This is a genomic window from Paraburkholderia sp. JPY465 (genome assembly GCF_050436725.1).
Taxonomy (GTDB): Bacteria; Pseudomonadota; Gammaproteobacteria; order Burkholderiales; family Burkholderiaceae; genus Paraburkholderia; species Paraburkholderia youngii.
Window position 1 is genome coordinate 3,482,053 of record NZ_JBNDMT010000003.1, and the last position, 22,960, is coordinate 3,505,012.

General features: G+C 60.5%; 18 protein-coding genes and 1 pseudogene. 9 read left to right on the forward strand and 10 right to left on the reverse strand.

Annotated elements, in window-relative coordinates:
* Positions 1-16: 16 nt before the first annotated feature.
* The 4 genes from yidC to rpmH form a co-directional block, all read right to left on the reverse strand.
* Positions 17-1,675, reverse strand: a complete 1,659-nt coding sequence (gene yidC / locus QFZ94_RS30710) for a membrane protein insertase YidC (RefSeq protein WP_429461520.1) — start codon at positions 1,673-1,675, stop codon at positions 17-19.
* 30 nt (positions 1,676-1,705) lie between these two features.
* On the reverse strand, positions 1,706-1,936 hold the full coding sequence (gene yidD, locus QFZ94_RS30715; RefSeq protein ID WP_013091032.1) for a membrane protein insertion efficiency factor YidD: 231 nt from the start codon (positions 1,934-1,936) through the stop codon (positions 1,706-1,708).
* A gap of 112 nt (positions 1,937-2,048) precedes the next feature.
* The gene (locus QFZ94_RS30720) at positions 2,049-2,528 is read right to left on the reverse strand and encodes a ribonuclease P protein component (protein WP_410852358.1); all 480 of its coding nucleotides are present in this window, start codon (positions 2,526-2,528) and stop codon (positions 2,049-2,051) included.
* 19 nt (positions 2,529-2,547) lie between these two features.
* Positions 2,548-2,682 carry a 50S ribosomal protein L34 gene (gene rpmH, locus QFZ94_RS30725; RefSeq protein ID WP_004198824.1) on the reverse strand — a complete coding sequence of 45 codons (135 nt, stop codon included), beginning with the start codon at positions 2,680-2,682 and terminating at the stop codon, positions 2,548-2,550.
* 383 nt (positions 2,683-3,065) lie between these two features.
* Between rpmH and dnaA the strand changes: the two genes are divergently transcribed.
* From dnaA to QFZ94_RS30745, 4 genes are all read left to right on the forward strand, one after another.
* Positions 3,066-4,664, forward strand: coding sequence for a chromosomal replication initiator protein DnaA (gene dnaA, locus QFZ94_RS30730; protein ID WP_368584817.1), 1,599 nt, complete (start codon positions 3,066-3,068; stop codon positions 4,662-4,664).
* Positions 4,665-5,160: 496 nt separating this feature from the next.
* On the forward strand, positions 5,161-6,264 hold the full coding sequence (dnaN, locus tag QFZ94_RS30735) for a DNA polymerase III subunit beta (protein WP_410852357.1): 1,104 nt from the start codon (positions 5,161-5,163) through the stop codon (positions 6,262-6,264).
* A gap of 114 nt (positions 6,265-6,378) precedes the next feature.
* The gene (gyrB, locus tag QFZ94_RS30740) at positions 6,379-8,850 is read left to right on the forward strand and encodes a DNA topoisomerase (ATP-hydrolyzing) subunit B (protein ID WP_429461523.1); all 2,472 of its coding nucleotides are present in this window, start codon (positions 6,379-6,381) and stop codon (positions 8,848-8,850) included.
* Between the two features lie 146 nt (positions 8,851-8,996).
* Entirely contained in the window at positions 8,997-9,737 is a 741-nt protein-coding gene (locus QFZ94_RS30745) for a hypothetical protein (protein ID WP_429461525.1), read from the forward strand.
* 26 nt (positions 9,738-9,763) lie between these two features.
* Here the strand turns inward: QFZ94_RS30745 and tnpC are convergent, their stop codons facing one another.
* The 5 genes and pseudogenes from tnpC to QFZ94_RS30770 all read right to left on the reverse strand — a co-directional run bounded on the left by tnpC (position 9,764) and on the right by QFZ94_RS30770 (position 15,691).
* Entirely contained in the window at positions 9,764-11,332 is a 1,569-nt protein-coding gene (gene tnpC / locus QFZ94_RS30750; RefSeq protein ID WP_429461527.1) for an IS66 family transposase, read from the reverse strand.
* Positions 11,333-11,362: 30 nt separating this feature from the next.
* Positions 11,363-11,707, reverse strand: a complete 345-nt coding sequence (gene tnpB, locus QFZ94_RS30755; protein WP_254346648.1) for an IS66 family insertion sequence element accessory protein TnpB — start codon at positions 11,705-11,707, stop codon at positions 11,363-11,365.
* Complete coding sequence (gene tnpA / locus QFZ94_RS30760) at positions 11,704-12,162, reverse strand: IS66-like element accessory protein TnpA (RefSeq protein ID WP_429459834.1); 459 nt, start codon at positions 12,160-12,162, stop codon at positions 11,704-11,706. The genes tnpB and tnpA overlap by 4 nt, the downstream gene beginning before the upstream one ends.
* Before the next feature lie 1,137 nt (positions 12,163-13,299).
* A complete protein-coding gene (locus QFZ94_RS30765; RefSeq protein WP_429461529.1) occupies positions 13,300-14,205 on the reverse strand; it encodes a GIY-YIG nuclease family protein in 906 nt (301 codons plus the stop codon).
* 604 nt (positions 14,206-14,809) lie between these two features.
* Positions 14,810-15,691, reverse strand: a pseudogene (locus QFZ94_RS30770) (AraC family transcriptional regulator).
* A gap of 333 nt (positions 15,692-16,024) precedes the next feature.
* Between QFZ94_RS30770 and QFZ94_RS30775 the strand changes: the two are divergent.
* Both QFZ94_RS30775 and eutC read left to right on the forward strand, forming a co-directional pair.
* Positions 16,025-17,419, forward strand: coding sequence for an ethanolamine ammonia-lyase subunit EutB (locus QFZ94_RS30775; RefSeq protein WP_429461531.1), 1,395 nt, complete (start codon positions 16,025-16,027; stop codon positions 17,417-17,419).
* The gene (gene eutC / locus QFZ94_RS30780; protein ID WP_368587343.1) at positions 17,416-18,207 is read left to right on the forward strand and encodes an ethanolamine ammonia-lyase subunit EutC; all 792 of its coding nucleotides are present in this window, start codon (positions 17,416-17,418) and stop codon (positions 18,205-18,207) included. The genes QFZ94_RS30775 and eutC overlap by 4 nt, the downstream gene beginning before the upstream one ends.
* A gap of 33 nt (positions 18,208-18,240) precedes the next feature.
* Here eutC and QFZ94_RS30785 read toward each other — a convergent pair whose 3' ends face one another.
* Positions 18,241-20,685, reverse strand: a complete 2,445-nt coding sequence (locus QFZ94_RS30785; protein WP_429461534.1) for a heavy metal translocating P-type ATPase — start codon at positions 20,683-20,685, stop codon at positions 18,241-18,243.
* An 81-nt stretch (positions 20,686-20,766) separates the two neighbouring features.
* On the opposite strand from QFZ94_RS30785, the gene cadR reads away from it, so the two are divergent.
* The 3 genes from cadR to dbpA all read left to right on the forward strand — a co-directional run bounded on the left by cadR (position 20,767) and on the right by dbpA (position 22,951).
* Entirely contained in the window at positions 20,767-21,198 is a 432-nt protein-coding gene (gene cadR / locus QFZ94_RS30790; protein WP_429461536.1) for a Cd(II)/Pb(II)-responsive transcriptional regulator, read from the forward strand.
* A 125-nt stretch (positions 21,199-21,323) separates the two neighbouring features.
* Positions 21,324-21,524 carry a hypothetical protein gene (locus QFZ94_RS30795; protein WP_008918000.1) on the forward strand — a complete coding sequence of 67 codons (201 nt, stop codon included), beginning with the start codon at positions 21,324-21,326 and terminating at the stop codon, positions 21,522-21,524.
* Between the two features lie 23 nt (positions 21,525-21,547).
* Entirely contained in the window at positions 21,548-22,951 is a 1,404-nt protein-coding gene (dbpA, locus tag QFZ94_RS30800) for an ATP-dependent RNA helicase DbpA (protein WP_410852488.1), read from the forward strand.
* The last annotated feature ends 9 nt before the right edge of the window (positions 22,952-22,960 follow it).

Here is a 22,960-nt window from a genome sequence, read left to right on the forward strand (position 1 = left end):
GCCGTGGGACGGAACATCAGGCCGGCTTCGCCTTCGAGGTGCCCATCATCCGCGTGATGTAGTACTGCTGCGCGATCGACAGCACGTTGTTCACGACGTAGTACAGCACGAGACCCGCGGGGAAGAAGAAAAACATCACCGAGAACGCGATCGGCATGAACATCATCATCTTGGCCTGAACCGGGTCCGGCGGCGTCGGGTTCAACTTGGTCTGCAGGAACATCGATACGGCCATCAGCACCGGCAGGATGAAATACGGGTCCTGCTGCGACAGATCCTGAATCCACCAGATCCACGGCGCGCCGCGCATTTCCACCGACGACAGCAGCACCCAGTACAGCGAGATGAACACCGGAATCTGGATCACGACCGGCAGACAGCCGCCGAACGGATTGACCTTCTCGGTCTTGTACAGCTCCATCAGCGCCGCGTTCATCTTCTGCGGATCGCCCTTGAAGCGCTCGCGCAGCGCCTGCATGCGCGGCGTGATCGCCTTCATGCGCGCCATCGACTTGTAGCTTGCGGCCGACAGCGGGAAGAACACCGCCTTGATCAGCAGCGTGAGCAGCACGATCGACCAGCCCCAGTTGCCGACATAGCTGTGAATCTTCGACAGCAGCCAGAACAGTGGCTTCGCGATGATCGTGACCCAGCCATAGTCCTTCACCAGATCGAGGCCCGGCGCGATGCCCGCGAGCATCTGCTCTTCTTCCGGACCGGCGAACAGACGCGCGGACACGCTGACGGTCTGGCCCGGCTGGATGGTCGGCATCGCCTGCTTCATGCCGACGCGATACAGCGACGGATCGATTTTCTCGGCGTAGAAGTCACGCTTCACGCCTTCTTGCGGAATCCAGGCCGACGCGAAGTAGTGCTGGACCATCGCGACCCAGCCGTCGTTGGCCGACGCCGCGAAGTTCTGCTTGTTCTTGTCGAGATCGCTGAACGTCATCTTCTGGAAATGATGCTCGTCCGTGTAGACAGCCGGTCCGATGAACGTGTGCGAGAAGCGCGGCGTTTCGACTGGCTGGTCGTCGCGAACGAGCTCCATATAGACCTGCGGCGTCACCGGCGTGGTGCCGACGTTCTGAACCTTCGTCTCGACGCCGATCACGTAGCTGCCGCGCGTGAACGTATACGTCTTGATGACCCGGAGGCCGCCCTTTTCCGGCGACTCGAAGCTCATCTGGAACGAGTTCTGACCGTCAGCCAGGTGGGTAGGCTGATTCGGCATCAGCGTGAAGACGTCGTTGTGATTCGGGAAGTCACCGCCGAGCAGGCCGGTGCGCGCCAGATACGTGTGGCTGTTCGTCTTGTCGAACAGTGTGATCACGAGATCCGGCTGCTTGCCGTCGCCCTGCTTGATGAGCGACAGGCGCGACAATGTGCCGCCGCGGGTGTCGATTTCGCCGGTGTAGACGTCTGTGCCGAACTTCACGAGTTGCGATTGCTCGGCCGCCGGCGCGTTGCCGGGAGCGGCCGCGTTAGTGGCCGGCAGATCGGCCGGCTGGGTGCCCGGCGTCGTTGTGCCCGGCGCGGCAGTGCCGGCGGTCTGGGTCGGCGTCGTGCTCGGGAAGAACATCGACGGGCGTCCGTGGTCGCGTTGCCAGTTGTCGAACAGCATGACAGCTGACATAAAAAAGATGACCCATAGGACGGTGCGTTTGATATCCATGCGTTGTCTCAGTGTCGATGGAACGGCGCGTCAGCGCTTTTCAGAAGTGGGTGGCGGGACGAGATCGATGCCGCCCGCGGAAAACGGATGGCAGCGGCAAACACGCCTCACGGCGAGATAAGTCCCGCGCGCGGCGCCATGATACTGGATTGCCTCGCGCGCGTAATCAGAGCAGGAAGGGTAAAAACGGCACCGGTTGCCGAGCATGGGGCTGACGGCAAGCTTGTAAAAACGCAATAAAGCGAGAAGTACCGTTTGCATGGCAGGTGCGGCCGTACGGCGCCGCGCAACGTGAAGTACCGGGCGACGCCCGCGCCCTGAAGCTGCCGGCGCAATGCCCGTTGCGGCGACCGCTGTGCGGGCGGTCACTGCGTCATTCCGTCCTGGGCGCCTCCGCGGGCGGCACCTGACGACGGGTAATTTCGCGCGCTGCCTTGTCGAGCAACGCCTCGATTTCGCTGCGGCACAGCGCCTTCAACGGCGGCGATGACGCGCTCGGCAAAGCTTTTTTGTCGAAACGCGTGTGCAGACGCAGCAGCACATCCCAACCGCCGAATTCCGCGCGACGCAGCCGGAAGGCTTCACGCGCGATCCGACGCACCAGATTCCGCGTAGCCGCGCGCGGCGCGTACTTCTTGCCGATGACGAGGCCAAGACGCGCCTCGTTGCCGGTGGGCCGCCCGTACACGACGAAGTGCGCGGTACGGCGCCACGGCCGCAAACGAAAAACGGATGAAAATTCATCCGTTTTTAGCAGCCTTGCGGCTTTGGGGAAGGCGGCTTGCGCTCGCAACGGAACCGAGCCCGGTTGCTGCGCCCCGGCCGCTCCCGCTTCGCCGCGGGCTTCGGTCACAGCGCGCAATCCGCTTGCCTTAGATCGCGAGGCGCTTGCGGCCCTTCGCGCGACGTGCGTTGATGACCTTGCGGCCGCCAGCGGTCTTCATGCGAACGCGAAAGCCGTGGGTGCGCTTGCGACGGGTAACGGAAGGTTGGTAAGTACGTTTCATGTTGCTCTCACTTGATCGAAAAAAACCGCGCGATCATCGCTGAAAGCGCAATGGCCGGTGGTTTACTGGAATTGGTTTTCGCGGAACCCGCTATTTAAACTGGTTTTCCGTTGGCCGTCAATAGTTTAGCCCGCATCTGGCGCAGCCGGGGTTTGCCGGGCGAGCTGATCGGTCCCTGTGGATAACTCACTTCCGGGTCCGTTTTGGCGTTAGAATCTCGCCTTACTTCCCAAAAATGTTGCACGTCGCTCCGGCACGCTCGTCCCGCAGACCCTTGTGGCACAGGCGCCTGGGGCCGTTACGCCTGGCTGCTTAGGGCCTTGTTGCGGGCGCGCGACAGGGGCAGCGGCGACCGCCGTGCACACCATAACGATAGCAACTTGATGAACGAATTCTGGCAACACTGTTCCGCATTGCTGGAGCGTGAGCTTACGCCCCAGCAGTACGTGACGTGGATCAAACCCTTGGCCCCGGTCGCCTTCGACGCCGATGCGAACACGTTGAGCATTGCCGCGCCGAACCGCTTCAAGCTCGACTGGGTCAAGAGCCAGTTCTCCGGCCGCATCGCGGATATGGCCCGCGATTTCTGGCACGCGCCGGTGGACGTGCAATTCGTACTGGATCCGAAGGCTGGTATGCGCGGCCCGGCGGCCGCAGCGCCGGCTCCGTCGTCTGCGCGCCCGGCTTCGACCGCGCCGCAAGGCGGTAATGCCGGCGGCGTCGCAGCCATGGATGCCGCTGTGGGCGCGGTGCAGGCAGCGCATGGCGCGCGCGCGAATCCCGCAGCCGCGGCAGCGGCGCTCGCCGCGCAAAACGCGAATCCGCGCAGCGCCGCCGAAGATGCCGCCGACCTCGATCTGCCGAGCCTTGACGCGAACGAGGCCGCCGCTGGGCGCCGCACGTGGCGTCCGGGCCAAGGCGCGGGTGCGGCGGCAACCAGCGAAAGCGACTCGATGTACGAGCGCTCGAAGCTGAACCCCGTCCTGACCTTCGACAACTTCGTGACCGGTAAGGCGAATCAGCTCGCCCGCGCCGCGGCGATTCAGGTCGCCGACAACCCCGGTATCTCGTATAACCCGCTGTTCCTGTACGGTGGCGTGGGCCTCGGCAAGACCCACTTGATCCACGCGATCGGCAACCAGTTGCTGATGGACAAACCCGGCGCGCGAATTCGCTATATCCACGCGGAACAGTACGTGTCCGATGTCGTGAAGGCGTACCAGCGCAAGGCGTTCGACGACTTCAAGCGCTACTACCACTCGCTCGACCTGCTGCTGATCGACGATATTCAGTTCTTTTCGGGTAAATCGCGCACACAAGAGGAATTCTTCTACGCGTTCGAGGCGCTGGTCGCAAACAAGGCGCAGGTGATCATCACGAGCGATACGTATCCGAAGGAAATCTCGGGTATCGACGATCGCCTGATCTCGCGCTTCGACTCCGGTCTGACGGTGGCGATCGAGCCGCCCGAACTCGAAATGCGCGTCGCGATTCTGATGCGCAAGGCGCAATCGGAGTTCGTGAGCCTGAACGAGGACGTGGCGTTCTTCGTCGCGAAGCATCTGCGCTCGAACGTGCGTGAGCTCGAGGGCGCGCTGCGCAAGATCCTCGCGTATTCGAAGTTCCACGGCCGCGAAATCACGATCGAACTGACCAAGGAAGCTCTGAAAGACCTGCTGACGGTGCAGAACCGGCAGATTTCGGTGGAAAACATCCAGAAGACGGTCGCCGACTTTTACAGCATCAAGGTCGCGGACATGTATTCGAAGAAGCGTCCGGCGAACATCGCGCGGCCGCGTCAGATCGCGATGTACCTGGCCAAGGAACTGACGCAGAAGAGCCTGCCCGAAATTGGCGAGCTGTTCGGCGGGCGCGACCACACGACGGTGCTGCACGCTGTGCGCAAGATCGCCGACGAGCGCAGCAAGGACGCGCAGTTGAACCACGAACTGCACGTGCTGGAACAGACGCTGAAGGGCTAAACGGGCCGGCCGCACGCGACAGTGAAAAGGGCGTGGGCGGCGGGAAGCGCTGTGTGCGCTGTGAGATAGAGAAATGGGCAGGGGACCAACAACCCGGCGGCGCAGCCGGGTCCTGACGCGAAATGGCAAGGGACGCGACAGCAAGCGAGCAGAAGCGGCGCAAAAACGTGGCGAACCCCCGATGAGTTTGCGGTGCAACCGGCCCGAAGTGGCGGAAAAACGCGCCCGCAAACCAGAAGCACCGGGCAGCGGCATGAAAAACCGTCGGCGATCCGGATCACGCCTTGCAAAATCGACCTGTTTATTCCCGAACTCGCCCCCATTTTAGTGAGGCGGTCCCGTTTTCAGGCACAATACAGGTTTAACCGCCCGGCGGCGACGGGCGGATTTCACGCCGTGTCGGGCGCTTTTCAGGGCGCCGGCGGGGAGCCGTGGCTGCACGCTGAAAAGCTTGTCCCGTAAGGCGTGCAGGCCGTTATATCAACGAAGGAACCCTATGCAACTGGTCAAGACCGAACGCGACAACCTCCTCAGGCCGCTGCAAACCGTGAGCGGCATCGTCGAACGCCGCCATACGTTGCCGATCCTCGCCAATTTGCTGATCACGAAGAACGGTCCTGACGTGTCGTTCCTGTCGACCGACCTCGAGTTGCAGATCACCACGCGCGCCGATTTCGGTGTGGGCGGCGAATCGGTCGCGACCACGGTGGCGGCGCGCAAGCTCCTCGACATTCTGCGCGCGATGCCCGACGGCCAGGTCACGCTGACGCTGAATGACAAGCGCCTGACAGTGCAGTCCGGCAAGAGCCGCTTTGCGCTGCAAACGCTCGCCGCGGACGAATTCCCGACCGTCGCTCAGGCTAAAGACTACGGCGCGAGCCTCGTGGTTCCGCAAAAGACGTTCCGCCAGCTGCTCGGCATGGTCCATTTCTCGATGGCCCAGCAGGACATCCGCTACTACCTGAACGGCATGCTGCTGGTGGTGGACGGCGATCAGCTGATGGCGGTCGCGACCGACGGCCACCGTCTCGCGTTCTCGTCGATGAAAATCGAGGGCTCGTTCGCGCGCCAGGAAGTGATTATTCCGCGCAAGACGATTCTCGAACTGCAGCGCCTGCTCGAAGACATCGACGACACGCTGAACATCGACATCGCGCAGACGCAGGTCAAGTTCACGTTCGGCCAGGTCGAACTCGTGTCGAAGCTCGTGGAAGGCAAGTTCCCCGACTTCCAGCGCGTAATTCCGAAGTCGCACAAGAACAAATTCCTGATCGGTCGTGAAGAACTGCAGCGCTCGCTGCAACGCGCGGCGATTCTGACGTCGGATAAGTTCAAGGGCGTGCGCTGCATCGTCGAGCCGGGCCAGTTGAAGATCATGTCGACCAACGCCGATCAGGAAGAGGCGCAGGAAGAACTGGAAATCGCATACGACGGCGACAGCGTCGATATCGGGTTCAACGTCACGTATCTGCTCGACGTGCTCGCGAACCTGAAGGTCGACATGTTGCAGGTGAGCCTGGGTGATGCCAGCTCCAGCGCGTTGATCACGATTCCCGAGAACGACGAATTCAAGTACGTGGTGATGCCGATGCGCATTTGACGCGTCCAACATCAAGAAGAACACCAAGGGGCGCAGCGCCCCTTTGGTGTTTTTATGGCGTTTTGAAAAGTCCAGAGCAGCAACCTCGCAGTAACGCAGAACCGGAAAAAATCCATGACTGACATGAACAATACGCAGCCCGATAACAGCTACGGCGCCTCGTCCATCCAGATCCTCGAAGGTCTGGAAGCCGTGCGCAAGCGGCCTGGAATGTACATCGGGGATACATCGGATGGCACCGGTCTGCACCACCTCGTGTTCGAAGTGCTCGACAACTCCATCGACGAAGCGCTCGCCGGGCATTGCAACGACATCCAGGTGATCATCCACGCGGACAACTCGATCTCGATCACCGACAACGGCCGCGGCGTGCCGACCGGCCTGAAGATGGACGACAAGCACGATCCGAAGCGCAGCGCCGCTGAAATCGTGATGACCGAGCTGCACGCCGGCGGCAAGTTCGACCAGAACAGCTACAAGGTGTCGGGCGGCCTGCACGGCGTCGGCGTGTCGTGCGTGAACGCGCTGTCGGCGTGGCTGCGCCTCACGGTGCGCCGTGACGGCAAGAAGCACTTCATGGAGTTCCACCGTGGCGTGCCGCAGAATCGCGTGCTCGAAGAAACCGACGGTGTGGTCACGTCGCCGATGCAGGTGATCGGCGAGACCGAAAACCGCGGTACCGAAGTGCATTTCATGGCCGATGAGACGATTTTCGGCAACGTCGAATATCACTACGACATTCTCGCTAAGCGGATTCGCGAACTGTCGTTCCTCAATAACGGCGTGCGGATTCGCTTGCTGGATCAGCGCTCGGGCAAGGAAGAAGATTTTGCGTTCGTTGGCGGCGTGAAGGGCTTTGTCGAGTACATCAACAAGAACAAGTCCGTGCTGCACCCGAATATCTTCCACATCATGGGCGAGAAGGATGGTGTGGGCGTCGAAGTGGCGATGCAGTGGAACGACAGCTACAACGAAAACGTGCTGTGCTTCACGAACAACATTCCGCAGCGCGACGGCGGCACGCACCTTACCGGTTTGCGTGCGGCGATGACGCGTGTGCTGAACAAGTACATCGCCGATCATGAAGTCGCGAAGAAGGCGAAGGTCGAAACGTCGGGCGACGACATGCGTGAAGGGCTGTCGTGCGTGCTGTCGGTGAAGGTGCCGGAGCCGAAGTTCAGCTCGCAGACGAAGGACAAGCTGGTGTCGTCGGAAGTGCGCGCGCCGGTGGAAGAAGTGGTCGCGAAGGCGCTCGAGGAATTCCTGCTCGAGACGCCGGGCGACGCGAAGATCATCTGCGGCAAGATCGTCGATGCGGCGCGTGCGCGCGATGCCGCGCGCAAGGCGCGTGAGATGACGCGTCGTAAGGGCGTGCTCGATGGCGTTGGTTTGCCTGGGAAGCTCGCGGATTGTCAGGAGAAGGATCCGGCGAAGTCGGAGATTTATATCGTCGAGGGTGACTCGGCGGGTGGGTCGGCGAAGCAGGGCCGGGATCGGAAGTTTCAGGCTATCTTGCCGCTGCGCGGTAAGGTGCTGAACGTCGAGAAGGCGCGTTACGACAAGCTGCTGTCTTCCGAGCAGATCGTTACGCTGATTACCGCGCTTGGGTGCGGGATCGGCAAGGAAGACTACAACCTCGACAAGCTGCGTTATCACCGCATCATCATCATGACCGATGCTGACGTGGACGGTGCGCACATCCGGACGCTGTTGCTGACGTTCTTCTATCGGCAGATGCCGGAGATGATCGAGCGCGGGTATATCTATATCGCACAGCCGCCGCTGTACAAGATCAAGGCGGGGAAGGACGAGCGGTATCTGAAGGATGAGTCGGAAGTTAATGCGCATATTCTTCGCCTTGCGTTGCAGGGGTCGGAGTTGGTCGCTTCCGATGGTGCGACTCCGATTACCGGGGATGCGCTCGGTGAGTTGGCTCGGTCTTATCTGTTGGCGCAGGCGGTGGTCGATCGTTTGAGCCGTCTGTACGACGCTGGCGCGCTCGAGGCGGTGATGGATGGCGTCGCTGTCGATCTCTCCAGCGAGCAGGCGGCCGAGGCTTCGGCTCGCGCGCTCGAAGCGAAGCTGCGGGATGACGCGCTGAAGCCTGATGTGACAGTGACCACGATGTATGACCCTGTGCGGGAACTGCGCTCGCTGCGCGTCGCGCGGACGCATCATGGGAATCAGAAGAGTTCCGTGATCGATGAAGAGTTTCAGTTGACCGCGGATTATCAGCAGCTTGTTAATACCGCCAATACGTTCAAGGGATTGATTGGGGCTGGAGCTGTGATCAAGCGTGGGGAGCGGAGCATGGCTGTCACCGACTTCAAGAGTGCGATGAAGTGGTTGCTTGCTGATGCTGAGCGGAATATGTCCAAGCAGCGCTATAAAGGCCTCGGTGAGATGAATCCTGAGCAACTTTGGGAGACGACTATGGATCCGCAAGTGCGGCGTCTTCTGAGGGTGCAGATTGAGGATGCTATTGCTGCTGATGGCATCTTTACTACGCTGATGGGGGATGATGTGGAGCCGCGTCGGGCTTTCATTGAGTCTAATGCGCTTAGGGCGGGGAATATTGATGTTTGAGGGTTGTTGGTGTAGGTAGACGCATAACCTGAGAATTTGGGGCCCATAAGTTGAGAAATTTATGGGCCTTTTTATTGATAGCCTAGATTGGGTCGAGAAGCACGGTGAGATTGGCTTCCCATGCTCTAATAAGTCGAGGTTCGTAGATGTTTGAAAACGGTCCAAATGACGAGGGTAGCTTCCGGAAGAAAGACAAGAAACCACCGTCGGTCGGTTGGATGGTCGTTGTCATGTTTAGTTTGCTCTTCGCGTTGTGGTTGTGCAAATTCGACCTTGGAAAAGCACTCGTTACGGGCGGACTGCTGCTGGCAGTCACTCTTGGCTACGTGCGCGCATTCTTGGTCTCAATGCCCCCGTTTCGGCGCTGGCTCGTAAGGCGGTTTGCTCGTCTTATGAAGGAGTTGCGACGCTTCGATAAGCTTCCTCCCGATGCGGCCTTTGCTTACAACGCAACGGCTCTTCTTATAATAACCTTCGGTATACTGTTTGTCGCATTACGTGCCCCGTCAATCATCACGGGCTACGGCGCAATCGCGTGCTTTGCGTCACTTGGGTATGCGACGGCGCGTCACCACTACGCCACGGTTCGACTGATTGCTCGTTGGACGTGGAGCAAACCCGTGTGGAAAGCTTTTTATCTAGGTGTAAGCACCATTGCTCTATGGCTTAGCCATGCTGATACGGCAAGAATCGTTCTCAGGTTGACCCGGGAAACCTATGACCACTTTTCGAGCTTTTCGGGTCTCTTGACCTCTGTAGGTACCGCAGTACGACTGATCCAGATATTTGCACTGCTTCTCACTATCGTGGCATTTTTTCAGTTAATTAAGCTTCTTTCTCAACGTAAGCGGCTCAGCTGGGCCGTTCGTCCATTCGCGTGCGCGTAAGGCAAGATGGTGACTGGAACTGCCAGTCAGGTAGAGGGATCTGGCGGACTGCTTGGTGTGTGCAGCTTGTCGGCCACACGCCAAGGCAGGAGTTCGTCGATGCGATTGATTTTGTGACCGGCGATATGGGTTAGCACGTAGTCGAGGTAGGCACGCGGATCGATGTTATTCAGTCTGCAAGTGCCAATCAATGCGTACATCGCGGCTGCCCGTTCGCCGCCGCTGTCTGAACCGGCGAATAAAAAATTTTTCCGACCCAGGCTTACACAACGCAGCGCGTTCTCCGCGATGTTGTTGTCGATCTCGAGCGTACCGTCTTCGCAATACAACGTCAGTGCACTCCACCGGTTCAGCGTGTAGTTGATCGCCTTGGCCGTATCGGACTTCGACGACAGCGTTTCAAGCTTTGCCCTAAGCCACGCTTCGTAGATTTGAAGCAGTGGTCTGGCTTTCTCCTGCCGTATTCGCAACCGCTCGGCGGCTGGCCTGCCGCGAATGGAGGCCTCGATTTCGTAGAGCCCGCCAATATATTCGAGTGCCTTTTGTGTTGTGTCCGACGGCGTGCGCACGTGGATGTCGTAGAACTTTCTCCTCGCGTGGGCATGGCATGCCGCCTCGCGTATCGAGCCATCGCGGAACAATTCGTCGAAGCCTGCGTACGCGTCCGCTTGCAGAATCCCTTTGAAGCTGGCGAGATGGGTTTGAGGATGGATGCCTTGCCGGTTCGGCGAGTACGCGAACCAGACCGAAGCCGGTTGCGCCGAACCCGAGCGACGATCGTCGCGCACGTAGACCCATAGCCGGCCGGTACGGGTCTTCCTGTTGCCCGGTGAGAGCACCGGGATCGGCGTGTCATCCGCGTGCAGCTTGGTAGCGGCCACGGTATAGCGGCGCAGCGCCTCTGTTAGCGGAGCGCACAGCGCCTCACACTGGCCAACCCAGCGCCCCATACTGGCCCGGTCAAGCGTCACGCCATTGCGCGCCGCGATCGTCGATTGCCGGTACAACGGCTGGTGGTCTGCATACTTCGAGACGAGGATGTCTGCCAGCAAGCTCGGATGGGCGATGCTCCGCTCGATCGGCAGCCCAGGCATCGGCAGCTGCGTGATAGTGCTGCAGCACGGGCAAACCAGTTTGCGCCGGATCGTGCGAATGACCTTGAACGCCGCTGCAACCCGGGCGAGTTGTTCGGATGAGTCCTCGCCGAGCGCCTGCATTGGTTGACCGCAATCAGGGCAGCTTGATTCAGGCTCGAGCACATGATCCTCGCGCGGCAGATGCGCGGGAAGCGCTTGCCTGGAAGCCGCTTCGTCCGCCGTTGTGTTCGAGGTGGACGCATTTGCACCGAGGGCCTGCGCACGCTGCACATCCACAACGCCGCGCCCGGCGGCCAGATCCTCAAGTTGAGTCTCGAGCGTCTCGATTTGCCGCTGCAGCTGCTCGGACTTGCGACCGAACTGCATGCGTCTGAGCTTGTCGATCTGCGCCTTGAGCTGCTCAATCTCGACATCGCGTTCGGCAAGCAGACTACGGGCCTCGACCAGCAAGGCCTTCAGCAGTTCGATATCGTCAGGGAGATCGGCGCCGTTCGACATGCGCCGTAGTTTACGAGTCTGCCTCGCCGTTTACAACATCGATAATGCGGCGGTGCGGCGGGGCTGTCGCCAGTCGATGCCCTCAAGCAGCATCGACAGTTGTGCAGAACTCAGATGGACCTTGCCACCGTCGGCCTTGGGCCATATAAAACGGCCTCGTTCAAGCCGCTTCGCGAGCAGCCAGATTCCGTCCTCCGTTGCCCAGAGAATCTTTACCAGATCGCCGCGACGGCCCCGGAAGATGTAGACGTTGCCGCCCAGCGGGTTCTCCTCAAGAGCTGTTTGTACCTTTGCGGCCAACCCCTGAAACCCGCAGCGCATATCAGTAACGCCCGCAGCGATCCATATGCGCGTGCCTGCCGGTAGGGAGATCATGAGCGCAGACTACCCAGCACGATCCGCAGCATATCCGCGTCAACCAGGCCATCCACTTTAACCACCGCACGACCGATCCGGATCTCGATCGTGCCGACAGGTGACGCGGACTTCGCGCCTTGCGCTTGCGGCTCTACCGGAGCTGACGCAATGACCTCCGTCGGCGTGTCGCTGAGCAATACGACCGGAATGAGCCCGGCAGATCGAGCTTGCTGATCGGCCAGATATCGCCGCCGCCAGGTGAACAGCATGTTCGCGTTGATGCCATTCTCCCGGGCCAGCTTCGCGACTGATACGCCAGGCTCGCAAGCTGCTGCTGCCAGTCGCTCACGCAGCTCCCGTGGGTAGTTCGGGCGTCCCGTCCGGGAACCAGGCTTCTTCTCCGCAGACTGTGTCAAAGTGGTGCCCATCAGATTGGAAATGATGGGCATCACTTTGATGTCGCCCTCAGCCACCGTCTATAACGGCCGGCACGAGCCGCTTACTTCTCAACAAGTCTTGGGGACCTTTGTCAGGCACCTCACTTTTTCTGTGCCGATTGCCTGTGAGGTAGGTGAATTCTGGCGTCGGCTCAGAACCGGGCGCAAGATTGCCGATGACCCCGACACTGTTCATCACAGACAGAATGTTGCGCTACTTGCACCCATTGGCACCTTGCTTTGGGCATCGGCGATATTGTCTTTTCAATTCGTGATTTTGAACACCTCTGTCGCATCCTCCGTGCTGACAAGAATCCTCGTAAGCATGGAATACACACAGGATGCAGCGTGCCCAGGTACGACTTCTATCGGACTGTTTGCGCGCATTGGCGACGGTCGTGTGTCTCAAGCTTTTCGGACCGATGGTGGCTTCAAGTTCCGAACAATTGAGTGCAAGTCAAATTCCTCGGGTGGTTTGCACTTTAGCTGAACGTGAAGTCCACTTTTTCGTTTCGTAACCTGGTGCGACGCGCGCATAGTGGTTTCGCCGGATGCGCGTGCAGCGATGCTATCCTCGACTCGTCGCTGCTTCACGGGCTGACGAGCAGCATTCGTGATGGCCAGGACGACTCCTGCCGGCCGCATAGAACTGATTCTCCCGCTCACGGAATTCGTTAAAATCGACATGTCTGATGGTTAGTTTTTGAGGTTGCGTTGCGGAAGACAACGACGCGTAGTGATGGTATACGTTCGTTCTCGAAGTCTCGGCCACCCCGCACTCAAGAAGCCGAGGCTGCAAACTCTTTGCTTATGCGTCGCACGTTCTTACGTTATGCGTTTGCATCCGCTGGAGAGCCTTGCCGAACAAGGCTGCGTTTCTCAAGTTTTGCGCCCATCTACAGTTGGTTGGTGTAGATAGCCGCATTACGTGAGAAAAACGAGCCCATAAGTTGGAGAAACTTATGGGCCCGTTTTCATTAGTAGGTCATCCGTTGTTGCTTCGGCATACGTGACAATGAACCGATATCGTGACGTTTGAGCGGGCGTACGTTCGTCACGATGGAGCACCACGCACCAGCGCTAAAATCTGGCATAAGTTTTCTCTTTTCCAGTCATGTCCCGTTCACGATATGGCCAATGACGTCTTCGCCATTTCAGAGATCCTCACATTTCCTAAGCCCATATCCCATCAAGATCTCCCGCGTTCAAAAGTTTTTGTCTCAGCGCATATCGTGCTGATTGCATGTTGACTTCGCTATTCTCGAGGCGGGGGATGGGGCCGATTGCAGTCGCAGGGCCCTTAAACCTCAACATGTATTTGCCGCTATCCGCGTAGGGTTCGATTGATGCAATTTCTGCGATGTGAGTAACCGCCCCTACGGGTGCGACTTGATAAGCCGCAATGTACTTCAGTTTTGGAATATGCTTTGCGTTAATGCGAATGGCAAACCAGCGGTTTTGGCCGATGAATTCCTGTTTGAATCCTTCCTGCCTGGCCGGAATGACGATTGTGTCGAACTGTTCGGCGGTTAAAGGATTACTCGTCGCCGCCTGAACTTGTTCATCCGGTGCATCGCCTAGCTTTGGCGGCGTAAATGCATTAATGCCGAGCATCGGCAGGATTAAATATATGTCCTCGAGAAATGCCTGCGCAGTGGCCTTCGACACAAGAGACATTGTGGGAGAAGTAGGAACATTTTTGTTTAAAAGAATCGCTCGATCAAATTGCTTCGCACGCGCAATCATCGCGTACTCCAGAAACTGGACTTCGGTTTTTCCTATCTTGTGAAGCCGATCAAAAAAATAGACGCCCCAAACCCATCCCTCTTTGTTTGTGACATGGTTCTTGAGCCGTTCGCCGACGGGGTCAGCTTCGCCAATGTATATCGTTTCTTCGGAAGCATTACCCACAAGGATGTACACCCCGGCCTGATTGAACCCAGGCTCATGCTTAAGTTGGGCGAACAACTCCTTGGGAAACACGACACCCGAGCCTGACCAGTTCGATTTGTCGACATGGCGGATACCCTGTGGATCGCCGGTTGTCGCAAAAACGGTGATGGAAAATGGAAAGGACACGACCGTCTCCGTGTGAAGTGAAGCTAAACTATACAACTGCGTTATGGCGACCGAAGCTCGTGCAGAGTGCCACCTCGAGACGCAAAGGTTACCTCTGCAACAACTTATCTTGCTAGTAAGCATTGTGACCACTTTTCGAGGCGATCGGCCGATGTGGTCCACTAGCTGAGTTCGTGAGAGGTTTGCGACGCTTTGAAGTGTCCGCAATTTCGTTCTTTCGGATGGATTCTTGCTGTGCATCTAAAACGATCGAGCGCAACTTATCCACATCCCCCTCTGGACAACTTTTGTAAAAGCAGCCGAACACATTGTGGGTGAAATCTTGATAAAAGTGGAACGTTTACAGGCCGACAAAAAATTCTCCCTGGCTCCGTTAACCTGTCCGCCCGCGCTCCCAAGGGTTATCGATTCCGCAGCGCATTGATCCGTAAACGAACTTCCAAGTTATCCACAGCCGAACGCGTCGCTTGTTAACTATTACTACGTATACATATACAAAGACTATAAAAACCAGAGAAGCAGGGCAGCCCGCGCAACGTATACGTGCACAGCGACAGCAACATCCCACAAGCAGGGGAAGAGAACAACAGCCCAGCCGCCTCACTCACCCCAACGGCAAACAAATCTCCGTAACCAACTCCGCCGGCGGCGTCTCCTTGGGACTATTCAAATACTCCTCAAGCACCGGCGCATCCGCCGCCTCTCGTCCAGACTGCACGAGCCAGCTCCCGTATAGCTACTCATAAGCCGCCCGCATATCGCTATACGGTCCAACATGCCGCAACACCGCATACTGCCCACCACGTATACGCGTGACAGAAACCGCCCCACCCACCCCAACACCCGCTGCCACTTCAGCCATCAGAGGCCCCGGCAACAACACCCCCGCCTTCGACCGCAACGCAGCTTCCTCAACCACCCCCGGATCATCGAAGTAAACCCCGATCATCCGCATCTGCCCCGCAAGCAGATTATGTTTCGCAAGCCACCCAAACAACGCATCAAAAGCCTTGCCGATCTGCATATAAGGCCCGACATGATGGACCGACAGAATCTCCATCGGCTCCACATAACGAATCACGACCTCACGAATCGTCGTCATCTGATCGTCTCCTGAGAGCGCCGGCCGAAACCGGCTATGAGTGCCTTCCCTTCGATACTGCGCCGGCGGCACGCCAAACACCGCGCGAAACGTCCGCGAAAACGACTGCAAACTGCGATACCCCGAACGCTCGGCGATCTGGGCAATCGGCATCGAACTATTCGCAAGAAACCCCGCCGCGCGATGCAACCGTAAGCGCCGCACGGTTGTCGCAACCGTCTCGCCATACATCGCCTGATAAATCCGGTGCCAGTGATACGGTGACAAACAGGCAATCTCCGCCAGCCGTCCGATATCGAGCGGTCCGTCGAGGTGATCGTAGATATGGTCGAGCACGCGTGCGAGTCGCGTTTCGTATCTAGCCCGATGATCTGATTCGTGCATGACTGGCTGGACCGCAGAAAATTGGCGCGAGAGGATGCGGACAAAGTATCACGTCGGCGCGTGTCGGCCGTTTACCAAAACCTGCGGATTTAACGCGGTCCACGACAAGCGGATTAAGCGCCTGTTGAGCGCGCATTGCGCACCCGCACAAGCGGGAGTGACCGACGCAGCACCGGTAATCAGCACCAACCCCGCAACGTGACGCTGCCCCAATTTGGCGCTATCGTGTAATACGTCCCACCAGTAGCAAGCAGCAAGCAGCAAGCAACCCGCAGCATCGAACCGCCGTTCCCATTCCTACCCGCGTCCGCGCGAAGCGATGGAGCCGCAAACATGAGCTACACGGAGTCGATCGGCAGTCGCACGTACCGCTTCGCCGATCTGAAAACCCTGCTCGCAAAAGCGAGCCCGCAACGCTCGGGCGACCAGCTCGCAGGCATTGCGGCAGCAAGCGAAGAAGAACGGGTCGCGGCCAAAATGGCGCTAGCACAAGTACCGCTGCGCACCTTCCTGAACGACCCGCTGATCCCTTACGAAACCGACGAAGTTACCCGCCTGATCATCGACGATCACTCGGCCCAAGCCTTCGCCGAAATCTCTCACCTGACGGTAGGCGACTTCCGCAACTGGCTGCTGAGCACCGCAACCGAAACTGACGCACTCACCCGCATCACCCAAGGCCTCACACCAGAAATGGTCGCAGCCGTCTCGAAACTGATGCGCAACCAGGACCTGATCACCGCAGCACGTAAACGCCCGGTCATCACCCGTTTTCGCAACACGGTAGGTTTACCCGGCCGCATGTCCGTACGCCTGCAGCCTAATCACCCAACCGACGACGTCAAAGGCATCGCCGCCTCGATGCTCGACGGCCTGATGTACGGCTGCGGCGACGCCCTGATCGGCATCAACCCCGCCAGCGACAACCTCGCCGCGATTACAAAACTGCTCCAGATGATCGACGACTTCCGCCAGCGCTATCAGGTCCCGACGCAATCATGCGTGCTGACGCACGTGACGAGCACAATCGCCGCGATCGAAAAAGGCGCGCCGGTCGATCTGGTGTTCCAGTCGATCGCCGGCACCGAGAAAGCGAACACGAGCTTCGGCATCTCGCTCGCGCTACTGCAGGAAGCGTACGACGCGGGGTTGTCGCTGCAACGCGGCACCGTCGGCAGCAATCTGATGTACTTCGAAACGGGGCAAGGCAGCGCGTTATCGGCCGATGCGCATTTCGGCGTCGACCAGCAGACCTGCGAGGCGCGCGCCTATGCGGTCGCGCGCAAGTTCGAGCCGTTCCTGGTGAACACGGTGGTCGGTTTCATCGGCCCCGAGTATCTGTACGATGGCAAGCAGATCACGCGCGCGGGTCTCGAGGATCACTTCTGCGGCAAGCTGCTCGGCGTGCCGATGGGTTGCGACATCTGCTACACGAATCACGCGGAAGCGGATCAGGACGACATGGACAACTTGCTGACGCTGCTCGGCGTCGCGGGCATCAATTTCATCATGGGCGTGCCGGGTGCGGACGACGTGATGCTCAACTATCAGAGCACGTCGTTTCACGACGCGCTGTACGTGCGCGATGTGCTCGGTCTACGGCGCGCGCCTGAATTCGAGGAATGGCTGGAGTCGATGCAGATCATCGACGAACGCGGCGCGTTGATCGGCGGATCGGCGCGGCAACCGCTGCTCGAAGGCGCACGCGACTGGATGGGGATCGCATGAGCGAGAACGATGCACTCGACAAGGACCCGTGGAACGCGCTGCGTCGGTTTACGCAGGCACGCATCGCGTTGGGCCGAGCCGGTAACAGCCTGCCGACCGCGCCATTGCTCGCGTTCAATCTCGCGCATGCGCAGGCACGCGACGCCGTGCATCATCCGCTCGATGCGGACGCGCTGCACGCGCAACTACAGGAACAAGGCTTCAACACGCTCGATGTGCATAGCGCCGCGCCGGATCGCGAGCATTATTTGAGGCGACCTGATCTTGGGCGGCGTCTGTCGGATGAGAGTCGCACGACGCTTGCGCGCCTGCCAACGCAATCGAACGATGTACTGTTCGTGATCGGTGATGGCCTATCGGCGTTTGCCGCGTCGAAGCAGGCTGTACCGTTGCTGCAAGCAATACATCCGAAGCTCACCGATTGGACCATCGGTCCCGTGGTGGTCGCGCGTCAGGCACGTGTCGCACTCGGCGACGAGATCGGCGAATTGCTCGACGCGAAAATCGTCGTGATGCTGATCGGCGAGCGGCCGGGGTTGAGTTCGCCGGATAGCCTCGGCATCTACATCACGTACGCGCCGAAAGTGGGTTGCAGCGACGCGCAGCGCAACTGCATTTCGAACGTGCGCCCCGAAGGGCTCGACTATCCCCAGGCCGCGCACAAGCTGCACTATCTGCTCACGCAGGCGAGAACGCTGAGGCTCACGGGAGTGGGTCTGAAAGACGACAGCGATGAGCTGCTGGCAAGCGCGTCGACGCAACCAGCCGTGAGCGACGGTTCAACGTAGAGGTCGCAACGAGCGTAAACCTCGCACGCCCACTCACTTGCGCAACAACCTCAACCCATTCCCGACCACCAGCAAGCTCGCACCGACATCGGCAAACACCGCCATCCACATCGTGCCGAAGCCCATCAACGTCAGCACGAGAAACATGCTCTTGATGCCCAGCGCGAGCGAGATGTTCTGCACCAGCACCGCGTACGTCGCTTTCGACAGCCGGATGAACGCCGGAATCTTGCGCAGATCGTCGTCCATCAGCGCGACGTCGGCGGTCTCGATCGCGGTGTCGGTTCCCATCGCACCCATCGCGAAGCCGATGTCGGCGCGCGCGAGCGCGGGCGCATCGTTGATGCCATCACCGACCATGCCGACCGTCGCGCCATCGCTGGACCATTGCGCGATCGCGCCGAGTTTGTCCTCGGGCAACTGATCGCCGCGCGCTTCATCGACGCCGACTTGCTGCGCGATCGCCTCGGCGGTGTGTCGGTTGTCGCCGGTCAGCATCGCGGTGCCGACGCCGAGCCGCCGCAATTCGGCGACGGCGGCGCGGCTCGTGTCCTTCACCGTGTCGGCCACCGCAAACAGCGCGAGCACGCGCTGCGCGTCGGCGAACATCACAACGGTTTTGCCCTGCCGTTCGAGCGCATCGAGACGCGCTTCGAGTTGCGGCGAGCAGCGGCCCAGTTCTTCGACCAAGCGATGATTGCCGAGCCAGTACCCGATACCGTCGATATCACCGCGCACGCCGCGTCCAGCGATCGCTTCGAACGCATCGACGTGTAGGTGTTCGACGCCGTCGTCATTTGCGGCAGCAGCAATCGCGATCGAAACCGGATGATCGGAGCGGCCCGCGAGACTTGCCGCAAGCGTGCGGTATCGCAACGTTTCACCCGTATCGCCAACCACCTCGAACTCCGTCTGCACCGGCTTGCCATGCGTAATGGTCCCGGTCTTATCGAGCGCGAGCCGGGTCAGCTTGCGCCCCTGTTCGAGGTAAACGCCGCCCTTGATCAGAATCCCCTTGCGCGCCGCGGCCGCAAGCCCGCTGACGATCGTCACCGGCGTCGAGATCACGAGCGCGCACGGACACGCGATCACGAGCAGCACCAGCGCCTTGTACACCCACGCGTGCCACGCCCCACCGAATACGATCGGCGGTATCAGCGCAACGGCGAGCGCAATCGCGAACACGATCGGCGTATAGACGCGCCCGAATTCATCGACGAAGCGCTGTGTCGGCGCCTTCGTGCCCTGCGCCTCCTCGACCGCGTGGATGATGCGCGCGAGCGTGGTATTGCCGGCGGCCGCCGTCACGCGATAGTCGAACGAGCCCGCCTGGTTGATCGTGCCGGCGAACACGGCGTCGCCGGTCGCTTTGTCGATGGGAAGGCTCTCGCCGGTGATCGGCGCCTGATCGACGCTCGAGCGGCCCGCGACGATTTCGCCGTCGAGCGCGATCCGCTCGCCCGGCTTCACGCGCACGAGCGTCCCCGGCACGACCGTGTCGACGCGAACGAACTGCCAGGCGCCATCGGGCTGCTGCACGCTGGCTTCGTCGGGCGTAAGCCGCATGAGTCCTTCGATCGCGTTGCGCGCGCGGTCGAGCGAGCGCGCTTCAATGAGCTCGGCGATCGTGAACAGCACCATCACCATCGCCGCTTCGGGCCACTGACCGAGCAAAGCCGCGCCGGTGACGGCGATGCTCATCAGCGCATTGATGTTCATGTTGCCGTTGCGCAGCGCGATCCAGCCCTTTCGATACGTCGTGAGGCCGCACGAGACGATGGCGACGATCGCCATACCCGCCACGACCCAGGTGGGCGCGCCGAGCCAGCCAGCGGCTTCTGAGGCCCCCGCGACGATGCCGGCGACGATCAGGGGCCACCATGGCTTGCGCATGGCATCCGTAATCGGTTGGGGTGCCGCGTTGGCGTTCGCACCGCTGCCGGCGTCGCTTGCGAGTTCGGGCGTGAAGTCGAGCGAGCGCAGCGCGGCGAGAACCGATTCGAGCGCCTCCGGCGCGTGGACCACGGTCAGCACGCGCTGCATCAGGTTGAAGTGCGTGCCTCGCACAGCGGGCATGCGGTCGAGCTTCTTGCGGATCAGCGCTTCCTCGGTCGGGCAGTCCATCTGCAGGATGCGGATTGCGGTGCGCAGATCGTCGCCGACAGCTTCGGAAGGCGGCAGCCGCAGCGACGCCGGCGCGAACGCGGTGGAAGAGGCGCAGCAAGCGCCAGCAGCGTGATCATGGGCATGGCCGTGCTCATGATCGTGACCATCGTGATGATCATGTCCTTCATGCCGATGACCGCCGCCCACGTCGGCGCCACAGGCATGTTCACCGCCATGCGCATGCCCGCACCCGTCACCCGCGCCCCTGCCATGAGCATGATCGTGGCCCGCATCAACGTCGCCGCAACCCCCGTGCGTACCGGCTTCGTCCAGTTCCGGACGGTCCGTGGCAATACGGCTGGTATCAGGCATTGGTGGCTTCCTCGTGCGATTTGTGGTCTAGTAAACACCTTGAAGCCACTACAAGGTCAAGGCCGCGTGGAGGAGGGGGTCATGAAAATCGGCGAACTGGCGAAAATCGCCCATTGCACGACGGAAACGATCCGTTTCTACGAGAAAGAGCGCCTGCTGCCCGAGGCGGAGCGCACTGAAGCCAATTACCGCAGTTACACGGCAAAGCATGTCGAGCGCCTGCGCTTCATCCGCAATTGCCGCGCGCTCGACATGACCCACGACGAAATCCGCGCATTGCTGCGTCTGACCGACGCGCCGACGAACGGCTGCGGCGGTATGCATGCGCTGATCGACGAGCACGTCGCGCACGTCGACACGCGCATCGAAGAACTGCAGCAGCTGAAAGCGCAACTGTCCACATTGCGCGATCAATGCCACGGCGAGCATCCGGTCGAAGACTGCGGCATCGTGCACGGCCTGACCGACATGGATGTGGCCGTGGCGCGTCCGCGGCATACGCACCTCGGCTGACGCCGCGCCGGCCTTCGAACGACGCTGTCGCATCACGACGCAGCGCCGGCGCAACCACCCCATACACGGCAAGGCCGCGCGTGCGACCTAGCCGATCGATCATCGAATCCAGTTGGAGAATCAACGTGTTCACCTGTAGAAACCAGTCCTGCGGCGCGCAGTGGGAGCAATCCGACGTCGTCATCAAGAACGAAGGCCAGGGGCTCCTGTTCCGCTGCCCGCTGTGCGGCGCGCGCAACTACGTCGAGCGTTTCGACGGCGACGACGGCGAGGTGCTGTACGAGCAGCTGCCGGGCCGCCCGGATCAAGGCCCGATGGCCGAGTAATCGCGATTCCTACAGACGACCCTATGAACAGTCCCACCCCCGCCGGCGCCGCATTCAGCGAGCTGCCGCTACCGCCCGCGACGCTCGCGAATCTGACGCAGCTCGGCTACGTCGAAATGACGCCGATCCAGGCCGCCAGTCTGCCGATCGCGCTCGGCGGCCATGATCTGATCGCCCAGGCGAAAACCGGCAGCGGCAAGACCGCGGCGTTCTCGCTGGCGCTGCTCGCGCGTCTCGACGCGCGCAAGTTCGACACGCAGGCAATGGTGCTATGCCCGACGCGCGAACTCGCCGATCAGGTCACGCAGGAAATCCGCCGACTCGCGCGTGCGGAAGAAAACATCAAGGTGCTGACCTTGTGCGGCGGCACGCCGATGCGTCCGCAGACCGCGAGCCTCGAACACGGCGCGCACGTCGTGGTCGGCACGCCGGGCCGCATCATGGATCACCTCGAACGCGGCACGCTCGTGCTGCAAGCGCTGAACACGCTCGTGCTCGACGAAGCCGACCGCATGCTCGACATGGGTTTCTTCGACGACATCGCGAAGGTCGCGCGGCAATGCCCGAAAGAGCGGCAAACGCTGCTGTTTTCGGCGACGTACCCGGAGGGCATCGCGAAGCTGAGCCAGCAATTCCTGCGAAACCCGAAGGAAGTCAAACTCGCCGAGCGGCACGACGACAGCAAGATCCGTCAGCGCTTCTACGAGGTGACCGAAGACGAGCGACTGCACGCGGTCGGCCTGCTGCTGAACCACTACCGTCCGGTCAGCACGATCGCGTTCTGCAACACGAAGCAGCAGTGCCGCGATCTGCTCGACGTCCTGCGCGCGCAAGGCTTTCATGCGCTCGCGCTGCATGGCGAACTCGATCAGCGCGAGCGCGATCAGGTGCTGATCCAGTTCGCGAACCGCAGCTGCTCAGTGCTCGTCGCGACCGACGTCGCCGCGCGCGGCCTCGACATCGCGCAACTGGAAGCGGTGATCAACGTCGACGTGACGCCGGACCCGGAAGTGCACACGCACCGCATCGGCCGCACGGGCCGCGCCGATCAGGAAGGCTGGGCGCTGAGTCTCGCGAGCATGGACGAGATGGGGCGTGTCGGCGGGATCGAGCAGGCGCACAAGCGCGACGTCGAATGGCACAAGCTGGACGAGCTGAAGGCGGCCAGCAACGAACCGCTGCTGCCGCCGATGGAAACGCTGCAGATCCTCGGCGGCCGCAAGGACAAGATCCGTCCCGGCGACGTGCTCGGCGCGCTGACCGGCGACGCCGGTTTCGCGGGCTCGCAGATCGGCAAGATCAACGTCACCGACATGTCGACCTATGTCGCGGTGGAGCGCAGCATCGCGCGCGAGGCGGTGCGCCGGCTCAGCGCGGGCAAGCTGAAGGGGCGCAAGGTCAAGGTCCGTCTGATGGACGAAGCCTGATTCACGAAG